The 23770-nt window shown below is 70.2% G+C and carries 22 protein-coding genes; 12 read left to right on the top strand and 10 right to left on the bottom strand.

The features are described 5' to 3' along the window. The first annotated feature begins 75 nt into the window (after nucleotides 1-75). The 9 genes from ACRWK7_RS29030 (at nucleotide 76) to ACRWK7_RS29070 (ending at nucleotide 10300) form a co-directional block, all read left to right on the top strand. Complete coding sequence (locus tag ACRWK7_RS29030; protein ID WP_431860316.1) at nucleotides 76-822, top strand: FliH/SctL family protein; 747 nt, start codon at nucleotides 76-78, stop codon at nucleotides 820-822. A 21-nt stretch (nucleotides 823-843) separates the two neighbouring features. Beyond that, nucleotides 844-1173, top strand: coding sequence for a flagellar motor switch protein FliN (fliN, locus tag ACRWK7_RS29035; protein ID WP_431860318.1), 330 nt, complete (start codon nucleotides 844-846; stop codon nucleotides 1171-1173). After that, a complete protein-coding gene (locus tag ACRWK7_RS29040; RefSeq protein WP_431860320.1) occupies nucleotides 1170-2063 on the top strand; it encodes a motility protein A in 894 nt (297 codons plus the stop codon). Before fliN ends, ACRWK7_RS29040 begins: the two co-directional genes overlap by 4 nt. 1 nt (nucleotide 2064) lies before the next feature. Continuing rightward, nucleotides 2065-3570 carry a sigma-54 interaction domain-containing protein gene (locus ACRWK7_RS29045; RefSeq protein WP_431860322.1) on the top strand — a complete coding sequence of 502 codons (1506 nt, stop codon included), beginning with the start codon at nucleotides 2065-2067 and terminating at the stop codon, nucleotides 3568-3570. Between the two features lie 81 nt (nucleotides 3571-3651). Continuing rightward, the gene (gene flhA / locus ACRWK7_RS29050) at nucleotides 3652-5808 is read left to right on the top strand and encodes a flagellar biosynthesis protein FlhA (RefSeq protein ID WP_431860324.1); all 2157 of its coding nucleotides are present in this window, start codon (nucleotides 3652-3654) and stop codon (nucleotides 5806-5808) included. A 40-nt stretch (nucleotides 5809-5848) separates the two neighbouring features. Then, nucleotides 5849-6919: a GTPase gene (locus ACRWK7_RS29055; RefSeq protein WP_431860326.1), complete on the top strand. Its 1071-nt coding sequence runs from the start codon at nucleotides 5849-5851 to the stop codon at nucleotides 6917-6919. Next, complete coding sequence (locus tag ACRWK7_RS29060; RefSeq protein WP_431860328.1) at nucleotides 6916-7743, top strand: MinD/ParA family protein; 828 nt, start codon at nucleotides 6916-6918, stop codon at nucleotides 7741-7743. Before ACRWK7_RS29055 ends, ACRWK7_RS29060 begins: the two co-directional genes overlap by 4 nt. A 9-nt stretch (nucleotides 7744-7752) precedes the next feature. Further along, nucleotides 7753-9939, top strand: a complete 2187-nt coding sequence (locus ACRWK7_RS29065) for a hypothetical protein (RefSeq protein WP_431860330.1) — start codon at nucleotides 7753-7755, stop codon at nucleotides 9937-9939. A gap of 13 nt (nucleotides 9940-9952) precedes the next feature. Beyond that, nucleotides 9953-10300: a hypothetical protein gene (locus ACRWK7_RS29070; protein ID WP_431860332.1), complete on the top strand. Its 348-nt coding sequence runs from the start codon at nucleotides 9953-9955 to the stop codon at nucleotides 10298-10300. Nucleotides 10301-10335: 35 nt separating this feature from the next. On the opposite strand, the gene ACRWK7_RS29075 is transcribed toward ACRWK7_RS29070, so the two are convergent. Both ACRWK7_RS29075 and fliI read right to left on the bottom strand, forming a co-directional pair. Continuing rightward, nucleotides 10336-10770, bottom strand: a complete 435-nt coding sequence (locus ACRWK7_RS29075; protein ID WP_431860333.1) for a flagellar FliJ family protein — start codon at nucleotides 10768-10770, stop codon at nucleotides 10336-10338. Beyond that, nucleotides 10767-12101, bottom strand: coding sequence for a flagellar protein export ATPase FliI (gene fliI / locus ACRWK7_RS29080; RefSeq protein ID WP_431860335.1), 1335 nt, complete (start codon nucleotides 12099-12101; stop codon nucleotides 10767-10769). The genes ACRWK7_RS29075 and fliI overlap by 4 nt, the downstream gene beginning before the upstream one ends. Before the next feature lie 296 nt (nucleotides 12102-12397). On the opposite strand from fliI, the gene ctrA reads away from it, so the two are divergent. Continuing rightward, on the top strand, nucleotides 12398-13126 hold the full coding sequence (ctrA, locus tag ACRWK7_RS29085) for a response regulator transcription factor CtrA (protein ID WP_109121551.1): 729 nt from the start codon (nucleotides 12398-12400) through the stop codon (nucleotides 13124-13126). A 22-nt stretch (nucleotides 13127-13148) separates the two neighbouring features. Here the strand turns inward: ctrA and ACRWK7_RS29090 are convergent, their stop codons facing one another. After that, a complete protein-coding gene (locus tag ACRWK7_RS29090) occupies nucleotides 13149-13790 on the bottom strand; it encodes a hypothetical protein (protein WP_431860337.1) in 642 nt (213 codons plus the stop codon). A 109-nt stretch (nucleotides 13791-13899) separates the two neighbouring features. On the opposite strand from ACRWK7_RS29090, the gene ACRWK7_RS29095 reads away from it, so the two are divergent. Together ACRWK7_RS29095 and ACRWK7_RS29100 are read left to right on the top strand one after the other, a co-directional pair. Continuing rightward, entirely contained in the window at nucleotides 13900-14853 is a 954-nt protein-coding gene (locus ACRWK7_RS29095) for a hypothetical protein (RefSeq protein ID WP_431860339.1), read from the top strand. Next, nucleotides 14850-16232, top strand: coding sequence for a hypothetical protein (locus tag ACRWK7_RS29100; RefSeq protein ID WP_431860341.1), 1383 nt, complete (start codon nucleotides 14850-14852; stop codon nucleotides 16230-16232). The genes ACRWK7_RS29095 and ACRWK7_RS29100 overlap by 4 nt, the downstream gene beginning before the upstream one ends. Nucleotides 16233-16236: 4 nt before the next feature. Here ACRWK7_RS29100 and ACRWK7_RS29105 read toward each other — a convergent pair whose 3' ends face one another. From ACRWK7_RS29105 to ACRWK7_RS29135, 7 genes are all read right to left on the bottom strand, one after another. Next, entirely contained in the window at nucleotides 16237-17424 is a 1188-nt protein-coding gene (locus tag ACRWK7_RS29105; RefSeq protein ID WP_431860343.1) for a glycosyltransferase family 61 protein, read from the bottom strand. Continuing rightward, nucleotides 17421-17825: a VOC family protein gene (locus ACRWK7_RS29110; RefSeq protein WP_431860345.1), complete on the bottom strand. Its 405-nt coding sequence runs from the start codon at nucleotides 17823-17825 to the stop codon at nucleotides 17421-17423. Before ACRWK7_RS29110 ends, ACRWK7_RS29105 begins: the two co-directional genes overlap by 4 nt. 126 nt (nucleotides 17826-17951) lie before the next feature. Then, nucleotides 17952-18806, bottom strand: coding sequence for a CheR family methyltransferase (locus ACRWK7_RS29115; RefSeq protein WP_431860347.1), 855 nt, complete (start codon nucleotides 18804-18806; stop codon nucleotides 17952-17954). Beyond that, a complete protein-coding gene (locus ACRWK7_RS29120) occupies nucleotides 18803-19936 on the bottom strand; it encodes a protein-glutamate methylesterase/protein-glutamine glutaminase (RefSeq protein WP_431860419.1) in 1134 nt (377 codons plus the stop codon). The genes ACRWK7_RS29115 and ACRWK7_RS29120 overlap by 4 nt, the downstream gene beginning before the upstream one ends. Before the next feature lie 123 nt (nucleotides 19937-20059). Then, the gene (locus tag ACRWK7_RS29125; protein ID WP_431860349.1) at nucleotides 20060-20425 is read right to left on the bottom strand and encodes a response regulator; all 366 of its coding nucleotides are present in this window, start codon (nucleotides 20423-20425) and stop codon (nucleotides 20060-20062) included. Nucleotides 20426-20456: 31 nt separating this feature from the next. Continuing rightward, the gene (locus ACRWK7_RS29130) at nucleotides 20457-20954 is read right to left on the bottom strand and encodes a chemotaxis protein CheW (protein ID WP_431860351.1); all 498 of its coding nucleotides are present in this window, start codon (nucleotides 20952-20954) and stop codon (nucleotides 20457-20459) included. Then, nucleotides 20951-23695 carry a hybrid sensor histidine kinase/response regulator gene (locus ACRWK7_RS29135; RefSeq protein ID WP_431860353.1) on the bottom strand — a complete coding sequence of 915 codons (2745 nt, stop codon included), beginning with the start codon at nucleotides 23693-23695 and terminating at the stop codon, nucleotides 20951-20953. The genes ACRWK7_RS29130 and ACRWK7_RS29135 overlap by 4 nt, the downstream gene beginning before the upstream one ends. Nucleotides 23696-23770 lie beyond the last annotated feature (75 nt).

Below are 23770 nucleotides of genomic sequence, written 5' to 3' on the forward strand. Positions count from 1 at the left end.
CCGCGGCTCACGCTGGATCCCCGCCTTCGCGGGGATGACGGTTGACGTGAAAACCAAGCCGACGGGAGCCGCCCGATGACCTCCGTCCGCAAGTTCCAGTTCGACGAATCCTTCGACGTCGATACCCACCACGGCCATGGCCATGGTCACGGCCAGGGCTACGCCCACGTCGAGGAGGTGATGGCGCCCGAGCCGCCACCGGCCGTGTACGGCGAGGAGGAGCTGAACGCCGCCCGCGAGGCCGGCTTCCGCGACGGCATGGTCGCCGGGCACAAGGCCGGTGAGCAGAAGGGCTTCACCGACGGGCACGCCGCCGGCCTGGAGGAAGGTGCCGCCGCCGCGCGCGCCGAGGTCGAGGGCAGCGACGCGGCGCTCGCCGCCCACGCGCTCGACCGCATCGCGCAGGGCGTCGAGGCGCTGCTCACCCGGTTCGAGGCGGAGAAGAAGGCGCGCAGCGACCAGCCGGTGCACATCGCGCTGGCCATCGTCCGCAAGATGATGCCCGAGCTGGCGAGCCGGCACGGGCTGGCGGAGATCGAGGGGCTGGTGCGCGCCTGCCTGACCGACCTGCTGGACGAGCCGCGCCTGGTCGTCCGCGTCGCCCCCGACACCATCGAGCTGGTGCGCCCGCACCTGGAGGAGACGATCACCCGCAGCGGCTTCGACACCAAGCTGATGGTGGTCGGCGACGCCAAGCTCGGCCCCGGCGACTGCCGGATCGAATGGGCGGAGGGCGGCGCCGAGCGCGACACCGCCGCCCTGCTGGCCGAGATCGAACAGTCCGCGCAGCGTCTGCTCGACGCCGGCGCGCTCCTTGATTGAGTTGAGTACCGGAGAGTCTTGATGGCCAAGGACACCTTCTCCCTCGACGAGCTGGACCAATCCGGCCGCTCCGACATGTCGGAGTACGACGGCGGGCTGGGACCGGCGAAGGACCTCGAGGCGGTGTACGACATCCCCGTGCAGATCTCGGCGGTGCTCGGCAAATCGACCATGCAGGTGAGCCAGCTGCTCAAGCTCGGCCGAGGCGCGGTGGTTGAGCTGGACCGCAAGGTCGGCGAGGCCATCGACATCTACGTCAACAACCGGCTGGTGGCCCGCGGCGAAGTCGTCGTCGTCGAGGACCGGCTGGGCATCACCATGACCGAAATCATCAAATCGGACCGCGGATGACCGCCACCCGCGACACCACCTCGGAGCTGCGCGCCCAGCGGACCGCGGCGACGGTCGAACGGGCCGCCGCCTCGCCGACGCGCGCCCGGCCGCGCGGTCGCCTGGACGCCGCCACCCTGGTCGGCCTGGGTGCCGCCGCCGGCGTAATCCTGGTGGCGATGGCGTCGGGCGGCAGCCTGCATGCCTTCCTCGACCCGCCGTCGCTGCTGATCGTGCTGGGCGGCACGCTGGCGGTGACCACCGCGTCCTTCTCGCTGGGCGACGTGGCGTCGGCCTGGGGCAACGCCGGGCGCATCCTGGTGCAGACCAGCTACGACCCGCGGGCCGTGGCGCGGCAGGTCATGCTGCTGGCCGAAGCCGCGCGCCGCGCCGGGCCGGAAATGCTGAAGAGCATGCTGCCGGAGCTGAAGGGCGAGCCGTTCCTGCACCGCTGCGTCTCCCTGATCACCGAGGGGCCGCCGGCCGACGACGTCGAGCGCATGCTGACCGCCGAGGTCGAGGCGGTGACCGCCGCCCGCGCCAAGAGCGCCGCGGTGCTGCGCCGCGCGTCCGAAGTGGCGCCGGCCATGGGGCTGATCGGCACGCTGGTCGGGCTGGTGCAGATGCTGGGGGGCCTCAGCGACCCGTCCACCATCGGCCCGGCGATGGCGCTGGCGCTGCTCACCACCTTCTACGGCGCGGTGCTCGGCAACGTGGTGCTGGCGCCGCTGGCCGCCAAGCTCGAGCGCAACGCCGAGGACGAAGCCCTGGTCAAGACCCTCTACACCATCGGCGCCGTCTCCATCGCCCGGCAGGAAAACCCCCGCCGGCTGGAAATGCTGCTGAACACCCTGCTGCCCCCCGGGCGGCGCCTGCAGTACTTCGACAAAGAATCCCCGAGGGGAGCGTAAGATGCGTCTTCTGATCGTTGGAACCCTGGAAGGGTACATCACCGCCGCCGGCAAGATCGCCATGCAGCGCGGCGCCAAGGTGTCCCACACCGACAGCATCGAGGGCGCGCTCAACGCCTTGCGGGCCGCCTGCGGCGCCGACATCGCGATGATCGACGTGAAGCTGGACGTCGCCACCTTCATCGACAGCCTGAAGGCGGAGCGGATCAACATCCCCGTCGTCGCCTGCGGAATCGGCACCGACGCGGCCGCCGCCGTGCGCGCCATCCGCGCCGGCGCCAAGGAGTACATCCCGCTGCCGCCCAACGCCGAGCTGATCGGCGCGGTGCTGGAGGCGGTGGCGGAGGAGAGCCATTCCATCGTCTGCCAGGACCCGGTGATGCAGGCGACGCTGCGGCTGGCCGACCAGATCGCGCCGTCCGACGCCTCGGTGATGATCACCGGCGAGAGCGGCACCGGCAAGGAGCTGATGGCGCGCTACATCCACCGCAAGAGCCGGCGCTCGAAGGAGAACTTCGTCGCCGTCAACTGCGCCGCCATTCCCGAGAACCTGCTGGAATCCGAGCTGTTCGGCCACGAGAAGGGCGCCTTCACCGGCGCCGTGGCGCGCCGCATCGGCAAGTTCGAGGAGGCCAACGGCGGCACCCTGCTGCTGGACGAGCTGTCGGAGATGCACCCGCGCCTGCAGGCCAAGCTGCTGCGCGCCATACAGGAGAAGGAGATCGACCGCGTCGGCTCCTCGCAGCCGGTGAAGATCAACGTGCGCCTGATCGCCACGTCGAACCGCAACCTGGAGGCCGAGGTCAGGGCCGGCAACTTCCGCGAGGACCTGTTCTTCCGCCTGAACGTCTTCAACGTCCGCCTGCCCTCCCTGCGCGAGCGGCCGCAGGACATCCCGCTGGTCGCCGTGCACTTCATCCGGAAGTACTCGGAGGCCAACGGCCTACCGGAGAAGCCGCTGTCGCCCGACGCGCTGCGGATGCTGATGGCGCACCACTGGCGCGGCAACGTGCGCGAGCTGGAGAACACCATGCACCGCGCGGTGCTGCTGTCGCGCGGCGACACCATCGGCACCGACGCCATCATGCTGACCGGCGCGGCGCTGGCGCCGGACGGCACGGCGCAGGCGTCGATCCCCGCCGACTCCCCGGTCGCCAACCCGTTCGCCGGCCCGGCCGGCACGGTGCCGGCGGCGCAACCCGTGGAGCCGCCGCGGCCTCGCCTGCCGAACGGCCTGCCGACCGCCTCCTACGCCCCGCCGCCGGGCACGGTGCCGCAGCCTCCGGCGACGGCGGGCCTCGCCGGGCTGGTCGGGCGCACGGTGGCCGACGTGGAGCGCGACCTGATCATCGAGACGCTGTCGCACTGCCTGGGCAACCGGACGCACGCGGCGAACATCCTGGGCATCTCGATCCGCACGCTGCGCAACAAGCTGAAGCAGTACAACGAGGAGGGCGTCCCCGTGCCGCCGCCGGGCGCCGAGGATCGCGGCGCGGCTTTTGGATGAGTGAAGCCCCTCCCCCCTTGCGGGGGAGGGGCTAAGGCGTAAAGGACCTCACTGACCTAACCCAAGGGTAACGGCACCGCCATGGCGCTCACCGAACACACTCCCGAACGGGCTTCGGCCGGCGGCATGGCCGGCGGCGGCAACCTGGCCGCGCTCGGCGAGATGATCGGGGTGATCAAGGCGTCGCTGAAGCGTGGCGACGTCGCCATGGCGGTCGGCATCATGATGATCGTCGTCGCGCTCATCATGCCGATGCCGACGCTGCTGCTGGACTTCATGCTGGCGCTGTCGGTGACGGTGTCGGTGCTGATCCTGATGGTGGTGCTGTTCATCCAGAAGCCGCTGGAGCTGTCGTCCTACCCGACCATCCTGCTGATCACCACGCTGCTGCGCCTGTCGCTGAACATGGCGTCGACGCGCCTGATCCTCAGCCACGGCCACGAGGGCACCTCGGCGGCGGGGCACGTCATCGAGGCGTTCGCCAGCTTCGTGATGGGCGGCGACTTCATCATCGGCGTGATCGTCTACGCGATCCTGACCATCGTGAACTTCAAGGTCATCGTCGCCGGTTCGGGCCGCATCGCCGAGGTGGCGGCGCGCTTCACCCTCGACGCCATGCCCGGCAAGCAGATGGCCATCGACGCCGACCTCGGCGCCGGCATGATCGACGAGCAGACCGCCCGCAAGCGCCGCAAGGAGCTGGAGGACGAAAGCGCCTTCTTCGGCTCCATGGACGGTGCGTCGAAGTTCGTGAAGGGCGACGCGGTCGCCGGCCTGCTGATCATGTTCATCAACATCGTCGGCGGCGTGTCGATCGCGGTGATGCGCCACAACATGCCGGTGCTGGAAGCGCTCGACACCTTTACCAAGCTGACCATCGGCGACGGCCTGGTGTCGCAGATCCCGGCGCTGGTGATCTCGATCTCCGCCGGCTTCCTGGTGTCGAAGGCCGGCACCGGCGGTTCCACCGACAAGGCGGTGATCGGCCAGCTGACCGGCTACCCGATGGCGCTCGGCATCTCGGCCGGCCTGCTGCTGATCATGGCGGCGCTGCCGGGCATGCCGTCCTACGTCTTCCTGCCCATGGCGATCGCCACCGGCTCCGCCGCGTGGTTCCTGCCGCGCTTCCGCGCCCGCCAGGAGCAGGAGCAGGAGCAGGCCGAGATCCAGGCCGCCGGCGAGGCCGCCCCGGCGGCGGAGGAGCCGATCTCCACGGCGCTCGCCATCGACCTGATCCGGCTGGAGCTGGGCTACGGCCTGCTGTCGCTGATCAACGCGCCCCAGGCGGGCAGCCACCGCCTGACCGACCAGATCAAGGGCCTGCGCCGGCAGGTCGCGTCGGAGGCCGGATTCGTCATGCCGGCGGTGCGCATCCAGGACAACCTGCAGCTTCCGCCCAACACCTACGTGATCCGCATCAAGGAGATCGAGGCGGGCCGCGGCGACGTCCGCCCGAACATGCTGCTGGTCATGGACCCGCGCGGCGAGGCGATGAGCCTGCCCGGCGAGCAGACCACCGAGCCGACCTTCGGCCTGCCGGCGATCTGGGTCGAGACCGGCTACCGCGAGGAGGCGCTGTTCAAGGGCTACACCGTGGTGGACCCGTCCACCGTGGTGACCACGCACCTGACCGAGGTGCTGAAGGACAACATGCCGGAGCTGCTGTCCTTCTCCGAGACGCAGAAGCTGCTCGACGAACTGGACAAGGCACACCAGAAGCTCGTCGCGGACGTCATCCCGGCGCAGATCACCGTCGGCGGGTTGCAGCGCGTGCTGCAAAACCTTCTTGCAGAACGCATCTCGATCCGGGATCTTGCGGCGGTCCTCGAAGGCATCTCCGAGGCGGCGGGGCAGACGCGCAGCATCACCCAGATCACCGAGCACGTCCGCTCGCGTCTGGCGCGGCAGATCTGCGACGCCTGCACCAACGAGATGGGCTTCATACCCCTCATCACCATGTCGCCCGAATGGGAGCAGGCGTTCGCCGAGGCCCTGATGGGCGACGGCGACGACCGGCAGTTGACGATGGCGCCCAGCCGGTTGCAGCAGTTCATCACCGCGGTGCGCCAGACGTTCGAACGACAAGCGATGATGGGTGAGACGCCTGTGCTGCTGACCAGCCCCCTGATCCGGCCGTACGTGCGCTCGATCGTCGAGCGCTTCCGGCCGTCGACGGTGGTCATGTCGCAGAACGAGATCCACCCGAAGGCCAAGATCAAGACGCTGGGGCAGATCTGATGACACGCGTGTTTGCCCCTAGCTGGAAGGAGGTTCGGCCATGAGGCTGAAATCCTTCCACGCCAAGACGATGGCCGAGGCGATGCGGCAGGTCCGCCAGCAGCTCGGCGACGACGCCATCATCGTGGCGACCCGCGAGGAGGAAGGCGGCGGCGTGCGCGTCACCGCCGCGGTGGAGGAGGACGCCCATCCTTCCGAACCGGCGCGCGTCAACGCCGCGGTCGCCCACCGCCCGGTCATGGAACCGGAGATCGACGTCGGCGAGGCGGTGGCCGACGCGCTGCACCGCCACGGCGTTCCGGCCTCGCTGGCCGAACAGCTGATCGACGCCGCCGCCGGACTGGACACCGAGGACCCGACGCTGGCGCTGGGCGCCGCGCTGGACGCCGTCTTCACCTTCCACCCGCTGGCCAACGGCGGCACCAGCCGCACGGCGATGCGGCCGCTGGCGCTGGTCGGGCCGCCGGGCTCCGGCAAGACGCTGACCGTCGCCAAGCTGGCGGCGCGCGCCGTGCTGAAGAACCGCTCGGTCGGCGTCATCACCACCGACACCGTGCGCGCCGGCGGCGTCGACCAGCTGGCCGCCTTCACCCGCCTGCTCAAGGTCAAGCTGCACCGCGTCGAGGACCCGGAGGCGCTGGGCGGCGCCCTTGACTTCAGCCGGGGCAACGACCTGACGGTGATCGACACCGCGGGGCGCAACCCGTTCGACGCGGAGGAGATGGGCGACCTGCGCGCCCTGCTGGCCGCCGGCGACGTGGAACCGGTGCTTGTGCTGCCCGCCGGCATGGACACGGTGGAAGCGGCCGAGACCGGGCTGGCCTTCAAGGCGCTGGGCGTCAAGCGCCTGCTGGTGACGCGCCTGGACGTGGCGCGGCGCTTCGGCAGCACGCTGACCGCCGCGCACCGCGCCCGCCTCGTCTTCTGCGACGGCACCGTCGCGCCCAAGGTCGCCGAGGGGCTGACGCCATTGAACCCGGTGGCGCTCGCCCGCCTGATGATGCCGCAGCCGGAAAAGCCGGCCGCCAAGCCCGTGCCGGCCAAGGCCCGGGCAAAAACGAGAGAAACCAAAGCTGCTCACGCCGTGAGCTCGTCGAGGACCGCACCATGACCGAAAAGGTATTCCCGGCGTCCGCGCCCACGGCCCCTGCCTCCAACGTGCGGCCCCTGCGCGGCAGGAACGTCATCGCCGTGGCCTCCGGCAAGGGCGGCGTCGGCAAGACGTGGTTCTCCATCACGCTGGCGCACGCGCTGGCGCGCATGGGGAAGAACGCGCTGCTGTTCGACGGCGACCTGGGCCTCGCCAACGTCGACATCCAGCTGGGCTTCCAGCCGAAGCGCGACCTCGGTCAGGTGATCGAGGGCACGGTGACGCTGCAGCGCGCGGCCGAGCGCTTCCCCGACGGCGGCTTCGACATCATCGCCGGCCGCTCCGGCTCCGGCACGCTGGCGACGCTGCCCAGTCAGGCGCTGTCGTCCCTGCGCAATGACCTGTTCGATCTGGCGCGCGACTACGACTACGTCATCATGGACATGGGCGCGGGCGTGGACCGCACGGTGCGCACGCTGTGCGGCCCGGCCGGCACCACGCTGGTGGTCACCAACGACGAGCCGACCTCGATCACCGACGCCTATGCCTTCATCAAGCTGACACACGTCACCAACCGCAACGCCGACCTGCGCGTGGTGGTGAACCTGGCGCAGACGCTGAAGGAGGGCGACCGCACCTACGGCACCATCCTCAAGGCCTGCCAGAACTTCCTGAAGTTCAAGCCGCCGCTGGCCGGCATCATCCGCCGCGACCTCAAGGTGCGCGACGCCATCCGCAACCAGATCCCGATCCTCACCCGCTCGCCCGGCAGCGACGCCGCCAACGACGTGCTCCAACTGGCGCAACGTCTGGTGAAGAGCAAGGAAAGCGTGGAGAAGGCGTAAGGGACCCCGATGGGCAGCGCCGGCTCCATCCCGCCGCCGGTGACCGCAACCCCGGCGGCCGCCGCGCCGGCGGGGAGCGCCGCACCGGTACTGGTCGGTGAGGGGGCGGCGGTAGCGCTGCCGGAAAAGCTCCAGGACCTCGCTCGTCCGGTCGCCCTGCCCGGCACCGTCGCCGGCACCACGCCCGAAGGGCTGACGCGCATCCGCACGTCGCTCGGCGACGTGATGATCGACCTCGCCGCGCAGCTGTCGTCCGACAGGGCGGTCACCCTCCAGGTGCCCGCCGGCCAGCCACCCGGCCGGGTCCAGGTCTTCACCAACGGACCCACCGGCGCCGCGCCGAACGCCGCAGCGCCGGCAGCTCCGCAGCCATCGGCGCCCGCCGCCCCGCAGCCGGCCGTGCTGGTCTCGGTTCCCACCCCGGCGGCGCCCCTGCCCGGCGCGGCGGTGCCGCTGCTGCCCGGCGTGCTGCTGCCGGCGCTGGTGCTCGCCGCGGCCAAGCCGGCCGCGCCCTCTGCGGGAGTTCCTCCGACGCCGCCGGGCACGCCGGCCGCGCCGCCGCCCTCCCCTGAGAACGCCCTGCCGACGCCCTCCCCCGCCGGCGGCGCCCCGCCAGCCCCGACAGCCTCGCCGTCGCCCCGGCCGAGCGCGGCACCATTGCCGTCCGGTCCGCCGGGCGAGGCGCCGGTGCAACTGGGTGGCGACGCCGCACACCGGGGCGCCGTCTCGCCGCAACCGAACGGCGCGCCGGACACGCCGCCTGATGCGCCGCCCCCACCTCTGGCCAAGCCCGCGCCGCAGCCCAATCCCCAGCCGCCGGGGCCGGAGCCGGGCACGCCCCAGCACGGCAAGCCACAGCAAGGCCCTCCACAGCCGGAGCCGCCACGCGCTGGAACGCCGCCGCAAAGCAGCGCACCGCAAGGCAGCGCATCGCCGAGCACGCCTCCGGCCGGCACGTCTCAGACGGCAACGCAGCCCGCGCCGCCATCGGCCGCACCCTCGCCATCGGCCGCGCCGCAACCGGCACCTCTTTCTCAGGGGAGTACGCCTCAGCCATCCCAGGCAGCGGCGGCCCAGCCGCAACCGACGGCGCCGTCGTCGGGGGCGCCTCCGGCCACCGCACCATCGCCTTCCCCACCTCCATCGCCACGGTCCATCCCCGAAGCGCCGGCCGACGCGGCCCCACGCCCGGCCGCGCCCGCCCCTGCACCGGAAGCGCCGCCCGCAGCCGCTTCGCCCGGACGGACACCCGTGCTGGTTCAGGGAACGACGGTGGCGTTGAAGGTCGTGACCGTGGCACCGCCGGGCGCTCCCCCTCCCCCACTGCCCACCGCGCCAACGACCGCGCCGCTGCTGCAAGGCACCATCGCGGGGGCGACGCCGCAGGGGCAGCCGATCCTCGCCACGCCGCAGGGCATGCTGGTGCTGACCAACCAGCCGCCGCTGCCGCCCGGCACGCAGGTGGTGGTCGAGTTGGCCGACCCGCTGCGTGCGCGCTCCGTCATCGCTCCGCACGGCCCGGAACCGGCACCACCCGGCAAGGAATGGCCGGCGCTGCGCCACGTGCTGGAGGCGCTCGCCACCCTCGATCCGGATCTGGCGCGCGCGGTCGGCAACAGCGTGCTGCCGCAGCCGAACAAGAAGCTGGGGGCGGCGCTGACCTTCCTGCTGTCGGCCCTGCGCAACGGCGACGCCCGCGGCTGGCTGGGCGAGGAGGCGGCGTCGGCGCTGGAGCGCTCCGGCCAGGCGACGCTGCTCCGGCAGATGGAGGAGGAGTTCCGCGCCCCCGCCCGCGCCGCGGCTGAGGCGCCGTCGGAGTGGAAGCCCTACGTGCTGCCGATGCTGGACAACCAGACGCTCCAGGCCATGGAGGTGTACGTCCGCCCGCCCGACGCCGACGAGAGCCGCGGCGGCGGCGAGGAGCGGGAGGGCAAGGGCAACCGCTTCGTCTTCGAAGTGACCCTGAGCCGCTTCGGCCCGCTGCAGCTCGACGGCCTCGTGCGGGCGCAGCGCTTCGACCTGATCCTGCGCAGCCACGCGGCGCTACCGGCCGACCTGCAGTCCGAGTTGACCGAAGTGTTCGCCAACAGCCTCGGCTCCATGGGCTTTTCCGGCGCGCTGGCGTTCCAGACCGGAGCGCGCAACTGGGTGAAGCTCACCCGCGCCGGGCGCGCCGGCCTCGGCGTCACGGCCTGAGCGGAGAACCACCATGCACCGCCGCGAGCGCCTGACCACCGCGCCCAACCCGGACGCCCGCCACGACTATCTGGTGACGCTGACCGGCGAGCCGCAGCCCGGCATGCGGCTGGAGCTGCGCTACGTTCCTGATCGCTGGGTGATCGACCCGGCCGGCTTCGCCGCCTATCTGGGCGAGTTGACCACCTTCCCCGGCGGGCTGGAGGCGCTGGCGCTGGCGGTGCTGGACGACGTCGGCAACGAGGCGGTGCCGCGTTGGACCGAGGTGCGCGCCGAACGAGCCACACACCGCATGGTGGTCGAGGACCGGCAACCGGGCTGGGATAATCCGCATTTGTTCGGGCGCATGGAGCGGTACTGAGGGGGAGGCTGGGAGGGGGCCCCAATGCGGAGACCCTACCTCCCCGCGCTCTCCTGCTCCTGCCGGCGGCGGAAGCCGACCAGCGCGGTCTCGTCGAGCATGGCCTCCTCCTTGCGGCGGATCTTCTCGCGCTCGCGCTTCAGGCGCTCCTCCTCGGCGAGCTCGAAGCGCTTCAGCTCCTGGAAGGCCTCGGCCATCTCCTCGGTGGCGACGGCGATCTGCTGCTCGACCTGGGCGATGGAGTCCTGGAGGCGCTTGCCGCGCTCCATCGCCGCCTTGGCGAACGCCGCGTAGCCGAAGGCCGCCATCGGGTCGGCGCGGGCGACCTGCTGCTCGTACAGCATCTCCTGCTGCAAACGGTGCATCTCGGCGACCAGGCGGTCGTGCAGGTTCTGCAGCTCGGCCAGCGCGCGGCGCTTCTCGTCGAGCTGCCACTTGTGCAGGCGGATGACGGTTTTCAGGCTGCTCATGACCACGGCACCCCGAGGATTTCGGCAAGCTGGGCGTAACCGGTGGCCAGATCGGTGGCCTCACGCTTCCCCTGCTTGAGGAAGGCTTCCAGCGCCGGGTTGTAATGGATGGCCTCGTCCACCTGCGGGTCGGTGCCGCGGCGGTAGGCGCCCAGGCGGATCATCTCCGCCATGTTGTCGTAGGCCGACAGCATCCGGCGGGCGCGGCCGACCAGCTCGTTCTCCTGCTGCGAGTTGCAGCCGGGCATGGTGCGCGACACGCTGCGCAGGATGTTGATGGCCGGATAGCGGCCGCGCTCGCCGATCTGGCGCTCCAGCACGATGTGGCCGTCCAGGATGCCGCGCACCGCGTCGGCGATCGGCTCGTTGTGGTCGTCGCCTTCCACCAGCACGGTGAACAGGCCGGTGATCGAGCCGGAGCCGGCGACGCCGGGCCCGGCGCGCTCCAGCAGCTTCGGCAGCTCAGCGAAGACGGTGGGCGGGTAGCCCTTGGTGGTCGGCGGCTCGCCGGCGGACAGGCCGATCTCGCGCTGCGCCATGGCGAAGCGGGTCACGCTGTCCATCATGCACAGCACGTCGCGGCCCTGGTCGCGGAAATACTCCGACACCGCCAGCGTCATGTAGGCGGCCTGACGGCGCATCAGCGGCGGCTCGTCCGAGGTGGCGCAGACGACCACCGCGCGCGACAGGCCCTCCTCGCCCAGGTCCTCGACGATGAATTCCTGCAGTTCGCGCCCGCGCTCGCCGATCAGGCCGATCACCGCGACCTCGGCGGCCGAGAACTTGGCCAGCATCGACATCACCGACGACTTGCCGACGCCGGAACCGGCGAAGATGCCCATGCGCTGGCCGCGGCAGCAGGTCAGGAAGGTGTTGATGGCGCGGATGCCGAGGTCGAGCTTCTGCCCGACCCGCACGCGCGAATGCGCCGAGGGCGGCGTGTTGCGGATCGGGATGCCGATGGGGCCCTTGGGCAGCGGCCCCTTGCCGTCCACCGGCTCGCCCAGCGCGTTGATGACGCGACCCAGCCATGCGTCTGTGGGATAGACCGCCGGTTGACCGTCGGCCACCACGGCCCGACATCCCAGCCCGACGCCGTCGAGCGAGCCCAGCGACATCATCAGCGCCCGGCCCTGGCGGAAGCCCACGACTTCGCAGGGAACGCGCCGCCCGTCGCGGGATTCGACGATGCAGCGCCCGCCGACCGACAACTCCTTCTCGATGCCGCCGACCTCCACCAGCAGGCCGAGCACGGCGGTGACGCGACCGAACCGCCGGTAATCCGGCAGCGCATTAATGTCATCAAGGAGGCGGGCGACGTCGGCGGGCACGGCGGCGGGTCCGGAACGGCGTTAAGCATTGAAATCCGCAGCAGAATTGGCTTTTCCGCGGCGCTCGGGCCATCATCGGCCGGAAAGATTAACGTTAAATGAAGCGCATTCCGGTGCTGGCGTTAAGCTGAATCGTCTGTTAACCTGTGTAAACGAGCGACCTAACCTGTTAAGCATGTGCCGCCAACCATAGGACCGGCCGAAGGTCATCGGCCGCGGCCACGGTCTCGGACTGGGTCACGGAAGGTTCGAAGGGTTCGGGTAGGTAAGGCACCACCAACGTCGGGATACCGCCAATGAGGGTTCTGCTGGTCGAAGACGATACCTCGGTCCAGAAGAGCATCGAGCTGATGCTGCAGTCCGAGGGATACATCGTCGACTCCACCGACTTGGGCGAGGACGGGCTCGAAATCGGCAAGCTGTACGACTACGACATCATCATTCTCGATCTGATGCTGCCGGACATCGACGGCTACGAGGTGCTGCGGCGGCTGCGAGCCGCGCGGGTCACCACGCCGATCCTGATCCTGTCCGGCCTGTCCGAGCTGGATCACAAGATCAAGGGTCTGGGCTTCGGCGCGGACGACTACCTGACCAAGCCGTTCGACAAGCGCGAGTTGATCGCCCGCATCCAGGCCATCGTGCGCCGCTCCAAGGGGCACTCGGACAGCGTCATCCGCACCGGCCGCCTGACCGTCAACCTCGACACCCGCACGGTGGAGGTGGACAACCAGCCGCTGCACCTGACCGGCAAGGAATACGGCATCCTGGAGCTGCTGAGCCTGCGCAAGGGCACCACGCTGACCAAGGAGATGTTCCTCAACCATCTCTACGGCGGCATGGACGAGCCGGAGCTGAAGATCATCGACGTCTTCGTCTGCAAGCTGCGCAAGAAGCTGGCCGCCGCCACCCAGGGCGACAACTACATCGAGACGGTGTGGGGGCGCGGCTACGTGCTGCGCGACCCGCACGAGGAGATGCACCACGCGCCGCCGCCCAAGGTGGCGCAGCAGGCGGCGGGCTGAGGCCCGCCGCGCGTCTGTCCGATCACTCCGACGGCTTCGGCACAATCCGCATCGCATCGTTGTGGATCGTCCGCAGATGGCGCGGGAAGTCCCGCTCGACCACGCGCAGCAGGTCTGACAGCGGCGGGTAGTCGCCGACGCCGAACAGCCGCATGTCGTCGATGTAGATCGAGCAGGAGTCGATCAGGTACGGGCGGGCCTCGCGCGCCCGGCGCAGGCAGTCCAGCTCCGCCAGGATCGGCGAGACGATGTCGCCGTGCGCCGTCCCCTCGCCCGCGTAGTGGCTGTCCAGCCAGAACAGCGCCGGCTGGTCGAGCCCCTGGATAACCGCGTCGAGCTGCGTGGCGCTGTCGCCGTGCAGACAGGCGATGCGGTCGTTGCCGGCGAAGCGCTCGCACGCCTTGCGGTGCAGCTCGTCGTCCAGTTCGATGGTGAAGACCCGGCACTTCAGCAGCGCGGCGATGGCGTCCGTCGTGTCACCGAGGTACGTGCCGGTTTCGACGAAGCACGAGTAACCGCGGGTCATCATGCAGTGCGCCAGCCCCATCCGCTTCAGCAGGTCGGGCGGGAAGCGTGGCTCGTTGCTGACCGCCCATTCCAGGATGAAGCGGGCGGCCTCGGGCTCGATGGACAGGCCGATGGACGGAAGCGCGAACTGCTCCATGGGGGGCGGATCCTGGTTCGTTGCAGGACGGCCAGCTTAGGGAGGGGCCGGACGCGTGGCAAGGCCATCCCCTTCCCCTGCGAGCCGTCTTCCGGCACTATGGCCGGGCATGGACGCCATTCTCCTCGCCCTGGCCCGCGCCGCCCTCGACCTGGGCGACGCCCACCTGAAGGCCGGCCAGCCCGCCGCCGCGGCCGAGTGTCTGCGGCGGGTGCTGGCGGTCGTCCCCGACTTCGACGCCGGCTACGCCCGGCTGTCGCAGGCGCTGGCGGAGCAGCGAGCGTGGCCCGCCCTGCTGGACGCCTACCGCCGCCTCGCCCTGCTGCACCCGGAGTTCGCGCAGGGCGCCTGGGCCCGGCGGGCGTCGGTGCTGCGCGCCATGCTGCTGGACGCCCACGGGCCGCGTGTGCTGGGCGGGCCGTTCGCCGGCATGGTGTTCGACGGTACGGTCAGCGAGGGCTGCTACCTGCCGCGCATGCTCGGCTGCTATGAGGCGGAGCTGCACCCGCACCTCGACGCCCTGGGCGCGCGCCGCCCCGAGCTGGTCATCAACGTCGGCTGCGCCGAAGGCTATTACGCCGTCGGGCTGGCGCGGCGCTGGCCGTGGGTCACCGTGCACGCCCGCGACATCGACCCGGCCGCGCTGGACGCCTGCCGCGGGCTGGCAGCCACCAACGGCGTCGCCGACCGCGTGCTGCTCGGCGACCGTTTCGACGGCGCGGACTTCGCCGCCTACGCCGGTCGACGGGTGCTGGTGGTCTGCGACATCGAGGGATTCGAGGAGGAACTGCTCGATCCGGAGCGCTTCCCGGCGCTGGCGGGCTTCGACGTGCTCGCGGAGTTGCACCCCTTCGCCCGGCCGGACATGGCCGACCTGATCACCGGCCGTTTCCGGCCGACGCACACGGTGGCCGTGGTGCCGACCCGCGTGCCCGACGCCGCCGCCCTGCCCTCTCCGCTGGCGGAACTGCGCGCCGAGGACCGGGCGCTCGCCGTCTGGGAGACGCGCGGCACGCCGACGCCTTGGGCGGTGATGACCGCGCGTGCTATGGATCGCCCATGATCACCGTTGCTTACGACCATCTGCGCGCGACCGGCGACGCCGCGTTCGAAATGCTGGCCAACGCCCCCGCGCCGCGGCGCGGTCGGACGTTGGCGGCGATGTTCTCGGCCTACGCGGCGATGGCGCCGGACCGCTTCCGCATCGCCGACGTCGCAGCGTGCGCCGCGGACGGCACGCCGTTCCTCTACCCCATCGAGTTCGACTACCGCTTCATGGACTCCTATGAGTCCGGCCGGCCGCCGGTCGCCGAAGGGGTATCGGCCGCGGTGCCCGACGCGGTGCGCGGGGGGCGGGCGGTGATCGTCCTGTTCTTCGGCCACGAGCCGCGTTCGCTGCGCTTCGAGGAGGGCGAACGCACGGTTTTCGACCTCGTGCAGAGCTTCATCGAGGCATACGATCTGCCGCCGGAGCGCGTCTTTCTGCTGAACGGCAACCTCGCCGGCGAGGGCGAGTTCACGGCGTGGCGGACGGCGCAGCCCCTGGATGAGGCGGAGACGGTGCAGTACCGCGCCGTCGAGTTCTGGGCCGCCTTCGTGCGCGAGACGCATCGGCTGCAGACGCGGGGGCTGGAGCTATCGGGCACCATCGATCCGGTGTCGTGGGTGACCCGCCTGTCGCTCGGCCCCGCCGCGCAGCCCTACGAGGCGCGCTACCAGACGCCGGAGCGGGTGCGGCGCGAGCTCGCCTCCGGCCACCTGCGCGGCAAGACGTACATGAACCTGAACAGCCAGCCGCGGCTGCACCGGCAGCTGGTGGTGTCGTGGCTGGCGGCGACCGGGCTGCTGGAACGCGGGCACGTCAGCTTCCCGCTGATGGACCGCAACCTCAACGGCGCCGAGGGCTGGCCGGAGGAGATGGCGCAGGAGCGCGACGCGTGGTTCGCCCTGCACCGCCGGCTGCCACTGTCGGCCGACATCGGCGACCCGATGGGCGCCATCGGTCAGGTGTACGTCAACCTGTTCTTCGTACAGCCGCGGCTGTTTCCGTACGACGACAGCTACGTCAACCTGACCAGCGAGACCTTCTACTTCGCCGACGACCTGCTGTACGTGTCGGAGAAGGGCTTCAAGCCGCTGGTGTACCTGCAGCCGATGCTGCTGATAGGCAACCCCGGGGCGTTGGGGGCGTTGCGCGCCATGGGTTTCCAGACCTTCGGCCGGCGCATCGACGAGTCCTACGACGATATCGCCCACCACGGCGACCGCCTGCACACGGCCTTCCAGGAAGCCGCCCGCCTCGCCGCCCTGACGCCGGCCGAGGCGCGCGACCTCTACGCCGACCTGCTGCCGGAGATGGAGCACAACTTCCACCGGCTGACCGAGGGGCGCTTCCGCTTCGACGACGTGATCGACGAGATGGCGGCGCTGCTGCCGCGCTGAACGCTCACCCTTCCAGCGAGTCCAGCACGCCGGCCAGCGCCGCGGTGTTGACGTGCAGGTCGCACAGCGGCGGGCCGCTGTCGTCGCAGAACACCACGCCGTAGCGGCAGCCGGCGGCCTTGGCGAGCACCCAGTACATCGGGTGCAGCACCGAGCGCGGCTGCAGCTCGACGAAGGCCGCGCCCTCCGGCAGGAAGACGAGGTTGGCGTTGCCGGCGCCGTGCGGCGCCACCACCACGGACGCCCCGGCGAAGGCGGCGGCCTGCTCGCGCACCGGCAGGGCGTCCAGCACGATGGTCTCGAAGCCGCGCGACCGCAGCTGTTCCTCGACCGCGTCCCAGTTCAGCAGGTGGCGGCCGCGGGCGTTCTGCCGCGACACAAGCAGGCGCCGCCCCGGGCGCTCCGCCGGCCGTAGGCCGAGGGCGCCGCCGAGCACGTCGCGCAGCCAGCGGACCTGCCGGGGCGCATAGCCGCCGGCCGCAATGAAGGTCGGGAAGTACAGCCGCTCGAAGCGTACGAAGGCGTCGACGTACGGCACGCACTGGCCGGCCACCCCCAGCGCCTCCAGCGTCTCGCGCTGGAACGGCCGGGTAGTCGCGGGAACGAGGATCGGAAGTCCACGCAGCTCCGGGCAAGCATCGCGGTACCAGAGCCGCGGCAGCACCTCCAGCAGCCAGTGCGCGTAATTCTCCGCCCAGCGGCTGACCAGCGACACGTAGGGGTCCGCAACGACCGGCAGGGGCTCGTCCGGCGCTGGGTACACCTTCGCGGTGAAAGGCATTGTCGTGCCGCCGGCGTCGAAATCAAGGTCGAGCCGGAAGTGCGAGCACGGCTGCCCGGTGCTCTGCTCGAACATCGATGGATTGTGGTAGGACTCGCCGAGCGCCAGGTGCTCGTCCAGGAACACCGTGCCGCAGTCGCTCTTGATGGCGGCGTCGTGCAGGCCGAGCATCGACAGCGGCCCTACCGGCACGTGCCCGCCGTCGAAGCGGAGGCCGAACGACGCGCCCCCCTCCTCCATCTGCAGCACGCCCGCGAGGTCGGACGCCGCGTCCGGCGCCGGAACTGCCACGCGCTCGCCGTCGGCCACCTGATGATGGGCGTTGCGCGTGGCGGCGAGGAGGTCGGCCGGGCTGGCGACCGGCTGGAACCATTTCTCGTAGGACAGAACCTCGAGCGTCTTGAGCTTCATCGCACCACGGCGTCCGCGGGGTCATAGGTGCTGACCTCCACCAGATTGCCGTCCGGATCGCGGAAGTAGACCGAGGTGATCGGCCCGGTGGCGCCGGTGCGGGGCACCGGGCCTTCCTCGACGGAAACGCCCTGCGCGGCGAGGTGCGCCTGCACTTCGGACAGCGGCCGGTCGGTGATCAGGCAGAAATCGGCGGTGCCGGGGCCGGGAGACTTGGCCTTCGGCTCGAACTCCTTGCCGGCAACGTGCAGGTTGATCTTGTTGCGGCCGAAGCTGAGCGCCTTGCGCCCCTGTGGCCCGAAGGTCACCGCTTCCATGCCGAGCACGCGCGTGTAGAAGTCGATGGTGGCGTCGAGGTCGCGCACCGTCAGGACGAAATGGTCGATGCGGTCGATGCGCATGAGGGTTCCCAACGTTGTGGCCCCCTCCCCATCCCTCCCCCGCTGCGCGGTGGAGGGGGCTGCCGCCGCGGGAGCAAACTTCCCTCTCCCCCGCAGCGGGGGAGGGTCAGCGAGGGGGCAAAAGCGTCAGAACGCCGCCGCCTTCGCCCCGGCGGTGTTGAAGCCCGGTCCGTTGGACAGCGTGTACAGCCCGCGCTGGCCGTCCACCGGCTTGAAGCGGTCGGTGATGCCCAGCACCGTCTCCGCGCCGCCCAGGTACAGCACGCCGTCCGGCGGCATCTGGCGGGCGATGGCCTCCAGCACCTTGGTCTTGGTCGGCTGGTCGAAGTAGATCAGCACGTTGCGGCAGAACACCACGTCGAACTGACCGAGCCCGCCGAGGTCGCCCAGCAGGTTCCACTCCCGGAAGCTCACCATCTGCCGCAGGTTGGGGCCGATCTGCCACTTGTCGCCCTGCTGCTTGAAGTGCTTCACCAGCATCTGGATGGGCAGGCCGCGCTGCACCTCGAACTGCGTGTAGATGCCGGACTTGGAGCGTTCCACCATCTCAGCCGAGATGTCGGTGCCGACGATCTCGATGCGCCAGCCGGCGACCTTCGCCGCGTCCTCGTTCAGCATCATCGCCAGCGAGTACGCCTCCTGCCCCGACGAGCAGGCGGCCGACCAGATGCGGATCGAGCGCTTCGCCGCCCGCGTCTCCAGGAGGCGCGGCAGCACGATCTGCTTGAACTGGTCGAAGGGCTTCTGGTCGCGGAAGAACGAGGACTCGTTGGTGGTCATCGCCTCCGTGATGTCGCGCAGCAGCGCCTCGTCCTTGCGGGTGCGGACCGTCGAGGCCAGCTCGTCCAGGCCCTTCATGTTCCACTTGCGCGCCACCGGCATCAGGCGCGATTCCAGCAGGTACGCCTTGTCCTTGGTGAGCACCAGGCCCGAGCGCTGCTTCAGCATCGTGGCGAACATGTCGAAGTCTTCGACCCTCATGGCCGCGCCCCCGTCGCCAGCTTGCGCAGTGTCGGGCCGATCTCCTTGAGCGGCAGGATGGCGCTGCACAGCCCGGCCTGCGCCACCGCGCCCGGCATGCCCCACACCACGCTGGTCGCCTCGTCCTGGCCGATCAGCACGCCGCCCTGGTTGACCACCTCGGTGCAGCCGCGCATGCCGTCCTGACCCATGCCGGTGAGGATGCAGGCCAGCACCTTGCGCGCGCCGAATCCCTTGACGATGGAGCGCATCATCGGGTCCACCGCCGGCCGGCAGAAGTTTTCCGGCGGATCCTTGGTCAGCGTCAGCACGTTCTGCCCGGCGCGCTGCGCCACCAGCATGTGGAAATCGCCCGGCGCGATGTAGACCCGGTTGCCCGTAATGACCTCGCCGTCCTTCGCCTCCGCCGCGGCGAGGCCGCACTGGCGGCTGATGTGCTCGGCCAGGATGGTGGTGAAGGTGGCCGGCATGTGCTGGGTGATCAGGATCGGCTGAGCCAGTCCCTTGAGGTGCGACAGCACCTCGAACAGCGCCTGCGGGCCGCCGGTCGAGCTGCCGATGGCGACGACGTCCGGCCGCACCGGCGGGGTCGGGAACGGGCGCAGCGTAACCGGGCCGGGCTCCGGACGGCGGAACGGCGCCGGGGCGGGCGCACCGGCGGCGCGCTCGGCGGCGCTCGGCAGCGGTGCCGCGGGCGTCAGCGGGCGGATCTCGCCGCGCGAGCGCGACCCGGCGCGGCGCGCCGCGGCGCCCAGCGCCTTCACCTTGGAGACCAGCTCGCGCTTGAAGTCCTCGGCCCCGCCGACCTCGCGGGTGGAGGTCGGCTTGGGGATGTAGTCGGCCGCACCCGCCTGCAGGCAGCGCATGGACACGTCGGCGCCGCGCAGCGTCAGCGTGGACGCCATGATGATCTTCACCTGCGGCGCCACCGCCAGAAGCTTGGGCAGCGCCGTGATGCCGTCCATCACCGGCATCTCGATGTCGAGCACGATGACGTCAATGGAGTTTCGCTGCAGCGAGTTGATCGCCATCTGCCCGTCGCCGACCGAGGCGACGACGCGGATCTCCGCGTCGCCTTCCAGCGCGCGGGTCAGCAGGCCGCGGATGACGGCGGAGTCGTCCACCACCATGACCCGGAAGGGGTCGGCGGCCCCTCCAGCGGAGGGGGGCGGCGGCGCCGTGGGCCGGGCGGCGGAAAAGGGGCGGAAGCTGTCGGACATGCGGCGTTCAACCTTACTAGCGGCATCCACCGCTCACAGCAAACCGATCTGCTGGAACTTGGTTTGGATGATGTCGCTGTCGAAGGGCTTCATGATGTACTCGTTGGCCCCGGCCGACAGCGCCTCCTGGATGTGCGCCAAGTCGTTCTCGGTGGTGCAGAAGACGACCTTCGGCGCGTCGCCGCCGCTCATCTTGCGCAGCCGGCGCAGGAACTCGATGCCGGTCATCACCGGCATGTTCCAGTCCAGCAGGATGGCGTCGGGCATGCCCTTGGCGCACGCCTCCATGGCCTGACGGCCGTCCTCCGCCTCGGTGCAGGCGAAGGACAGCTCTTCCAGGATCTTGCGGGCGACCTTGCGGACCACCCGGCTGTCGTCCACCACCAGACAGGATTTCATCGCAGGCATCCCAGGCTCGCCCGGCGTGGTTTCACGCCGCTTCCATGTTGGTGAAGTTGAGCAGACGTGGGACGTCCAGCACAACCATCAACTGCCCATTCAGGCGATAAATGCCGGTGGACACCTCACGCCAGCGCGGATCCAGCGTCGCCGGGTTGCGCTCGAAGTCCTCGTTGGACAGGCTCAGCACCTCGCCCACCGAATCGACCATCAGGCTGTACAGCTCGCCGCGCAGGTCCACGACGATGGACATGCCCGGCTTGTCCTTCGGACGCGCCGGCAGGTTGAGGCGCAGCCGCACGTCAATGGCGGTGACGATGCGGCCGCGCAGGTTCAGCGACCCGGCCACCTCGGGCGGCGCCAGCGGGATGCGGGTGATCTTCTGGTGCCCCAGCACGTCCTGAACCTGCAAGACCGGGATGCCGAACAGCTGGTCGGCGATGGTCATGGTCACGTAGTCCTGGGAGCCGCCGGAGACGACCTCTTCGCCCTTGGTCTTCTTGGCGGGGAGCTTGGCGTTGCTGCTCATGCTTCGGCACCCTTCTGTTCGGACAGCGTCTGCTGCAGAGCGAAGAGCAGCGCGTCACGGTCGAACTTGGCAACGTAATCGGTGAAGCCGGCCTGCCGGCCGCGGTCGAGGTCGCGCGGGGTGGCGTGGCTGGACAGCGCGACCAGCGGCACCGCCTGCCAGCGCGAACCGCGGCGCACCGCCTCGGCGAAGTCGAAGCCGCTCATGCCCGGCATCTCGATGTCGGAGACGATGACGTCGAAGTCCTCGCCGGCCTCGCACAGCGCCAGGGCCTCCTGCGCGTTCTCCACCGCGGTGACGTCGTAGCCGGCCACCGAGAGGAGCGGGGTGAGCAGGTTGCGGAAGAACGGGCTGTCGTCCACCAGCAGCACGCGCTGCGACTTCTCCTCCTCGAAGGCCTCGCTGCCCTGCGAGGAGCCGAACCAGTCCTTGTAGGCCTGGGTGAGGAAGAAGCCGGCGTCGATCACCTCGGTCGCCTTGCCGGCGATGATGGCGGAGCCCATCAGGCCCGGACGCTCGGCGGTCAGCTGGACGACCAGCTTCTCCTCGACGATGTCCACGATCTCGTCGACGATCAGGCCCATGGAACGGTCGCCGTCGGCGAACACCAGCACCGGCTGGCGGCCCTCCCGGGCCAGCATGAAGCCCGGGTCGATCGGCACCAGCGGCATCAGCTTGCCGCGGTACTGGACGACCGGCAGGCCGTTCGACATTTCCACCGCGGCGACGTCCACGTCCTCCAGACGGGCGACCAGCGACAGCGGCACCGCCTTCGGCGCGCCCTCGCCGGCGCGGAACAGCAGCAGCGCCATCTTGTCCTCCTGGCGCGTGGCCTGGACCGAGGTGGTGTCCTTGCTGGCGTTCTCGCCCATGGTGATCTCGCCCGACGCCGACGCGATGCCGTTCGGGTCGAGGATCATGATCACCGAACCGTCGCCGAGGATGGTGTTGCCCGAGAACATCTCGATGTGGCGCAGGATCGGCGCCACCGGCTTCACCACGATTTCCTCGGTGTCGAACACGCGGTCGACCATGATGCCGAAGGTGTAGGTGCCGACCTGGGTGACGACGATGAAGGTCTCGTCGTCGGCGCGCTTCTCCTTGCCTTCGACGTCCTCCAGGCGCAGCAGCTCCTGCAGGGACACCAGCGGCAGCAGGCGGTTGCGCAGGCGCAGCACCGGCGTGCCCTTCAGGCGCTCGATGGTGTGCTCGCTGTCGCTCGCCGCGCGCACCAGTTCGACCACGCTGATCTGCGGGATGGCGAAGCGCTCGCCGGCGCACTCGACGATGAGCGCCGAGACGATGGCCAGCGTCAGCGGGATCTTGATGACGAAGGTCGAGCCCTTGCCCTGGACCGACTTGATCTCGATCGTGCCGCCGATCTTCTCGATGTTGGTCTTGACCACGTCCATGCCGACGCCGCGGCCGGAGACGCTGGTCACCTTCGCCGCGGTCGAGAAGCCGGGCTTCATGATGAACTGGATGATCTGCTGGTCCGACATGGCGGCCAGCTCGCCCTCCGACGCCATGCCGTTCTGGATGGCCTTCTGCTTGATCCGGTCGATCGCCAGGCCCTTACCGTCGTCCTGGATCTCGATGATGATGTGGCCGCCCTCGTGGTAGGCGTTCAGCGTGACGCGGCCGGTCTCCGGCTTGCCGGCCTTCAGGCGCTCCGCCGGGGTCTCCAGGCCGTGGTCGGCCGAGTTGCGCACCATGTGGGTGAGCGGATCCTTGATCAGCTCCAGCACCTGGCGGTCCAGCTCGGTGTCGGCGCCGAGCATCTGCAGGTCGATCTTCTTGCTCAACTCGTGCGCCAGATCGCGCACCAGGCGCGGCAGCTTGGCCCAGGCGTTGCCGATCGGCTGCATGCGCGTCTTCATGACGCCTTCCTGCAGCTCCGACGTGACGTGGTTGAGGCGCTGCAGCGGGGCGGCGAACTCGCTCTCCTTCTGCGAGCGCAGGATCTGCAGCAGCTGGTTGCGGGTCAGCACCAGCTCCGAGACCATGGTCATCAGGTTTTCGAGCAGGTCGACGTTGACGCGGATGGTCTGCGCCGCGACCGCGGATTCCTTGTTGCCGGCCTCACGCACGTCGTCGCCGCTGTTGCCGGCGGCCTGGGCGGCCGGGACCGGCATCTTGGAGGCGGCGGCCGGCACCGGGTCGGGCTCGGGCACCGCCAGTTCCTTGGCGGGCTCCGGCTCGGGCTCCGGCTGGACCGGGGTGAGCGCGGTGGACGGGCCGGGGGCGGCGTTCCAGGCGGCCTCGAGCTCCTCGAGCGAGACCGACGGAACCTCCACCTCTTCCTTCTTCTTGGCCGGCGGCGGCGGCGGCGGGGGGGCGGCCGCGGCGGGAGCGCCGCCCAGCTTGCCCTCGGCGCAGGCGTTCAGGCGGATGATCAGGTCGTTGTCGTCGCCCGGCGGCTCGGCCTCGGTGGCCTCCAGGACGGCGAGCAGGCCCTTGATGGTGTCCAGAGCCTGGAGGATCAGCGACACGGCTTCCGGGGTGATGGTCAGCTCGCCGTCGCGGAACTTGCCCAGCACGTTCTCCGACGCGTGCGCGACCTTTTCCAGGCGCGGCAGGCCGAGGAACCCGCAGGTGCCCTTGATCGTATGGACCAGGCGGAAGATGTTCGAGAGCAGCTCAGGGTCGTTGGGGTTCTGCTCCAACCGGACCAGCTCGACGTCGAGCACGGACAGGTTCTCGTTGGTCTCGGTCAGGAATTCACTGAGCAGATCATCCATGGCGTGTTCCCCAGGCCTTGTTTATCGTGCGGCGGCGCTCCCCGAACGGGCGCCGGCGGCACGCGGCCCGTCCGG

The sequence above is a fragment of the Azospirillum sp. genome, assembly GCF_050789165.1.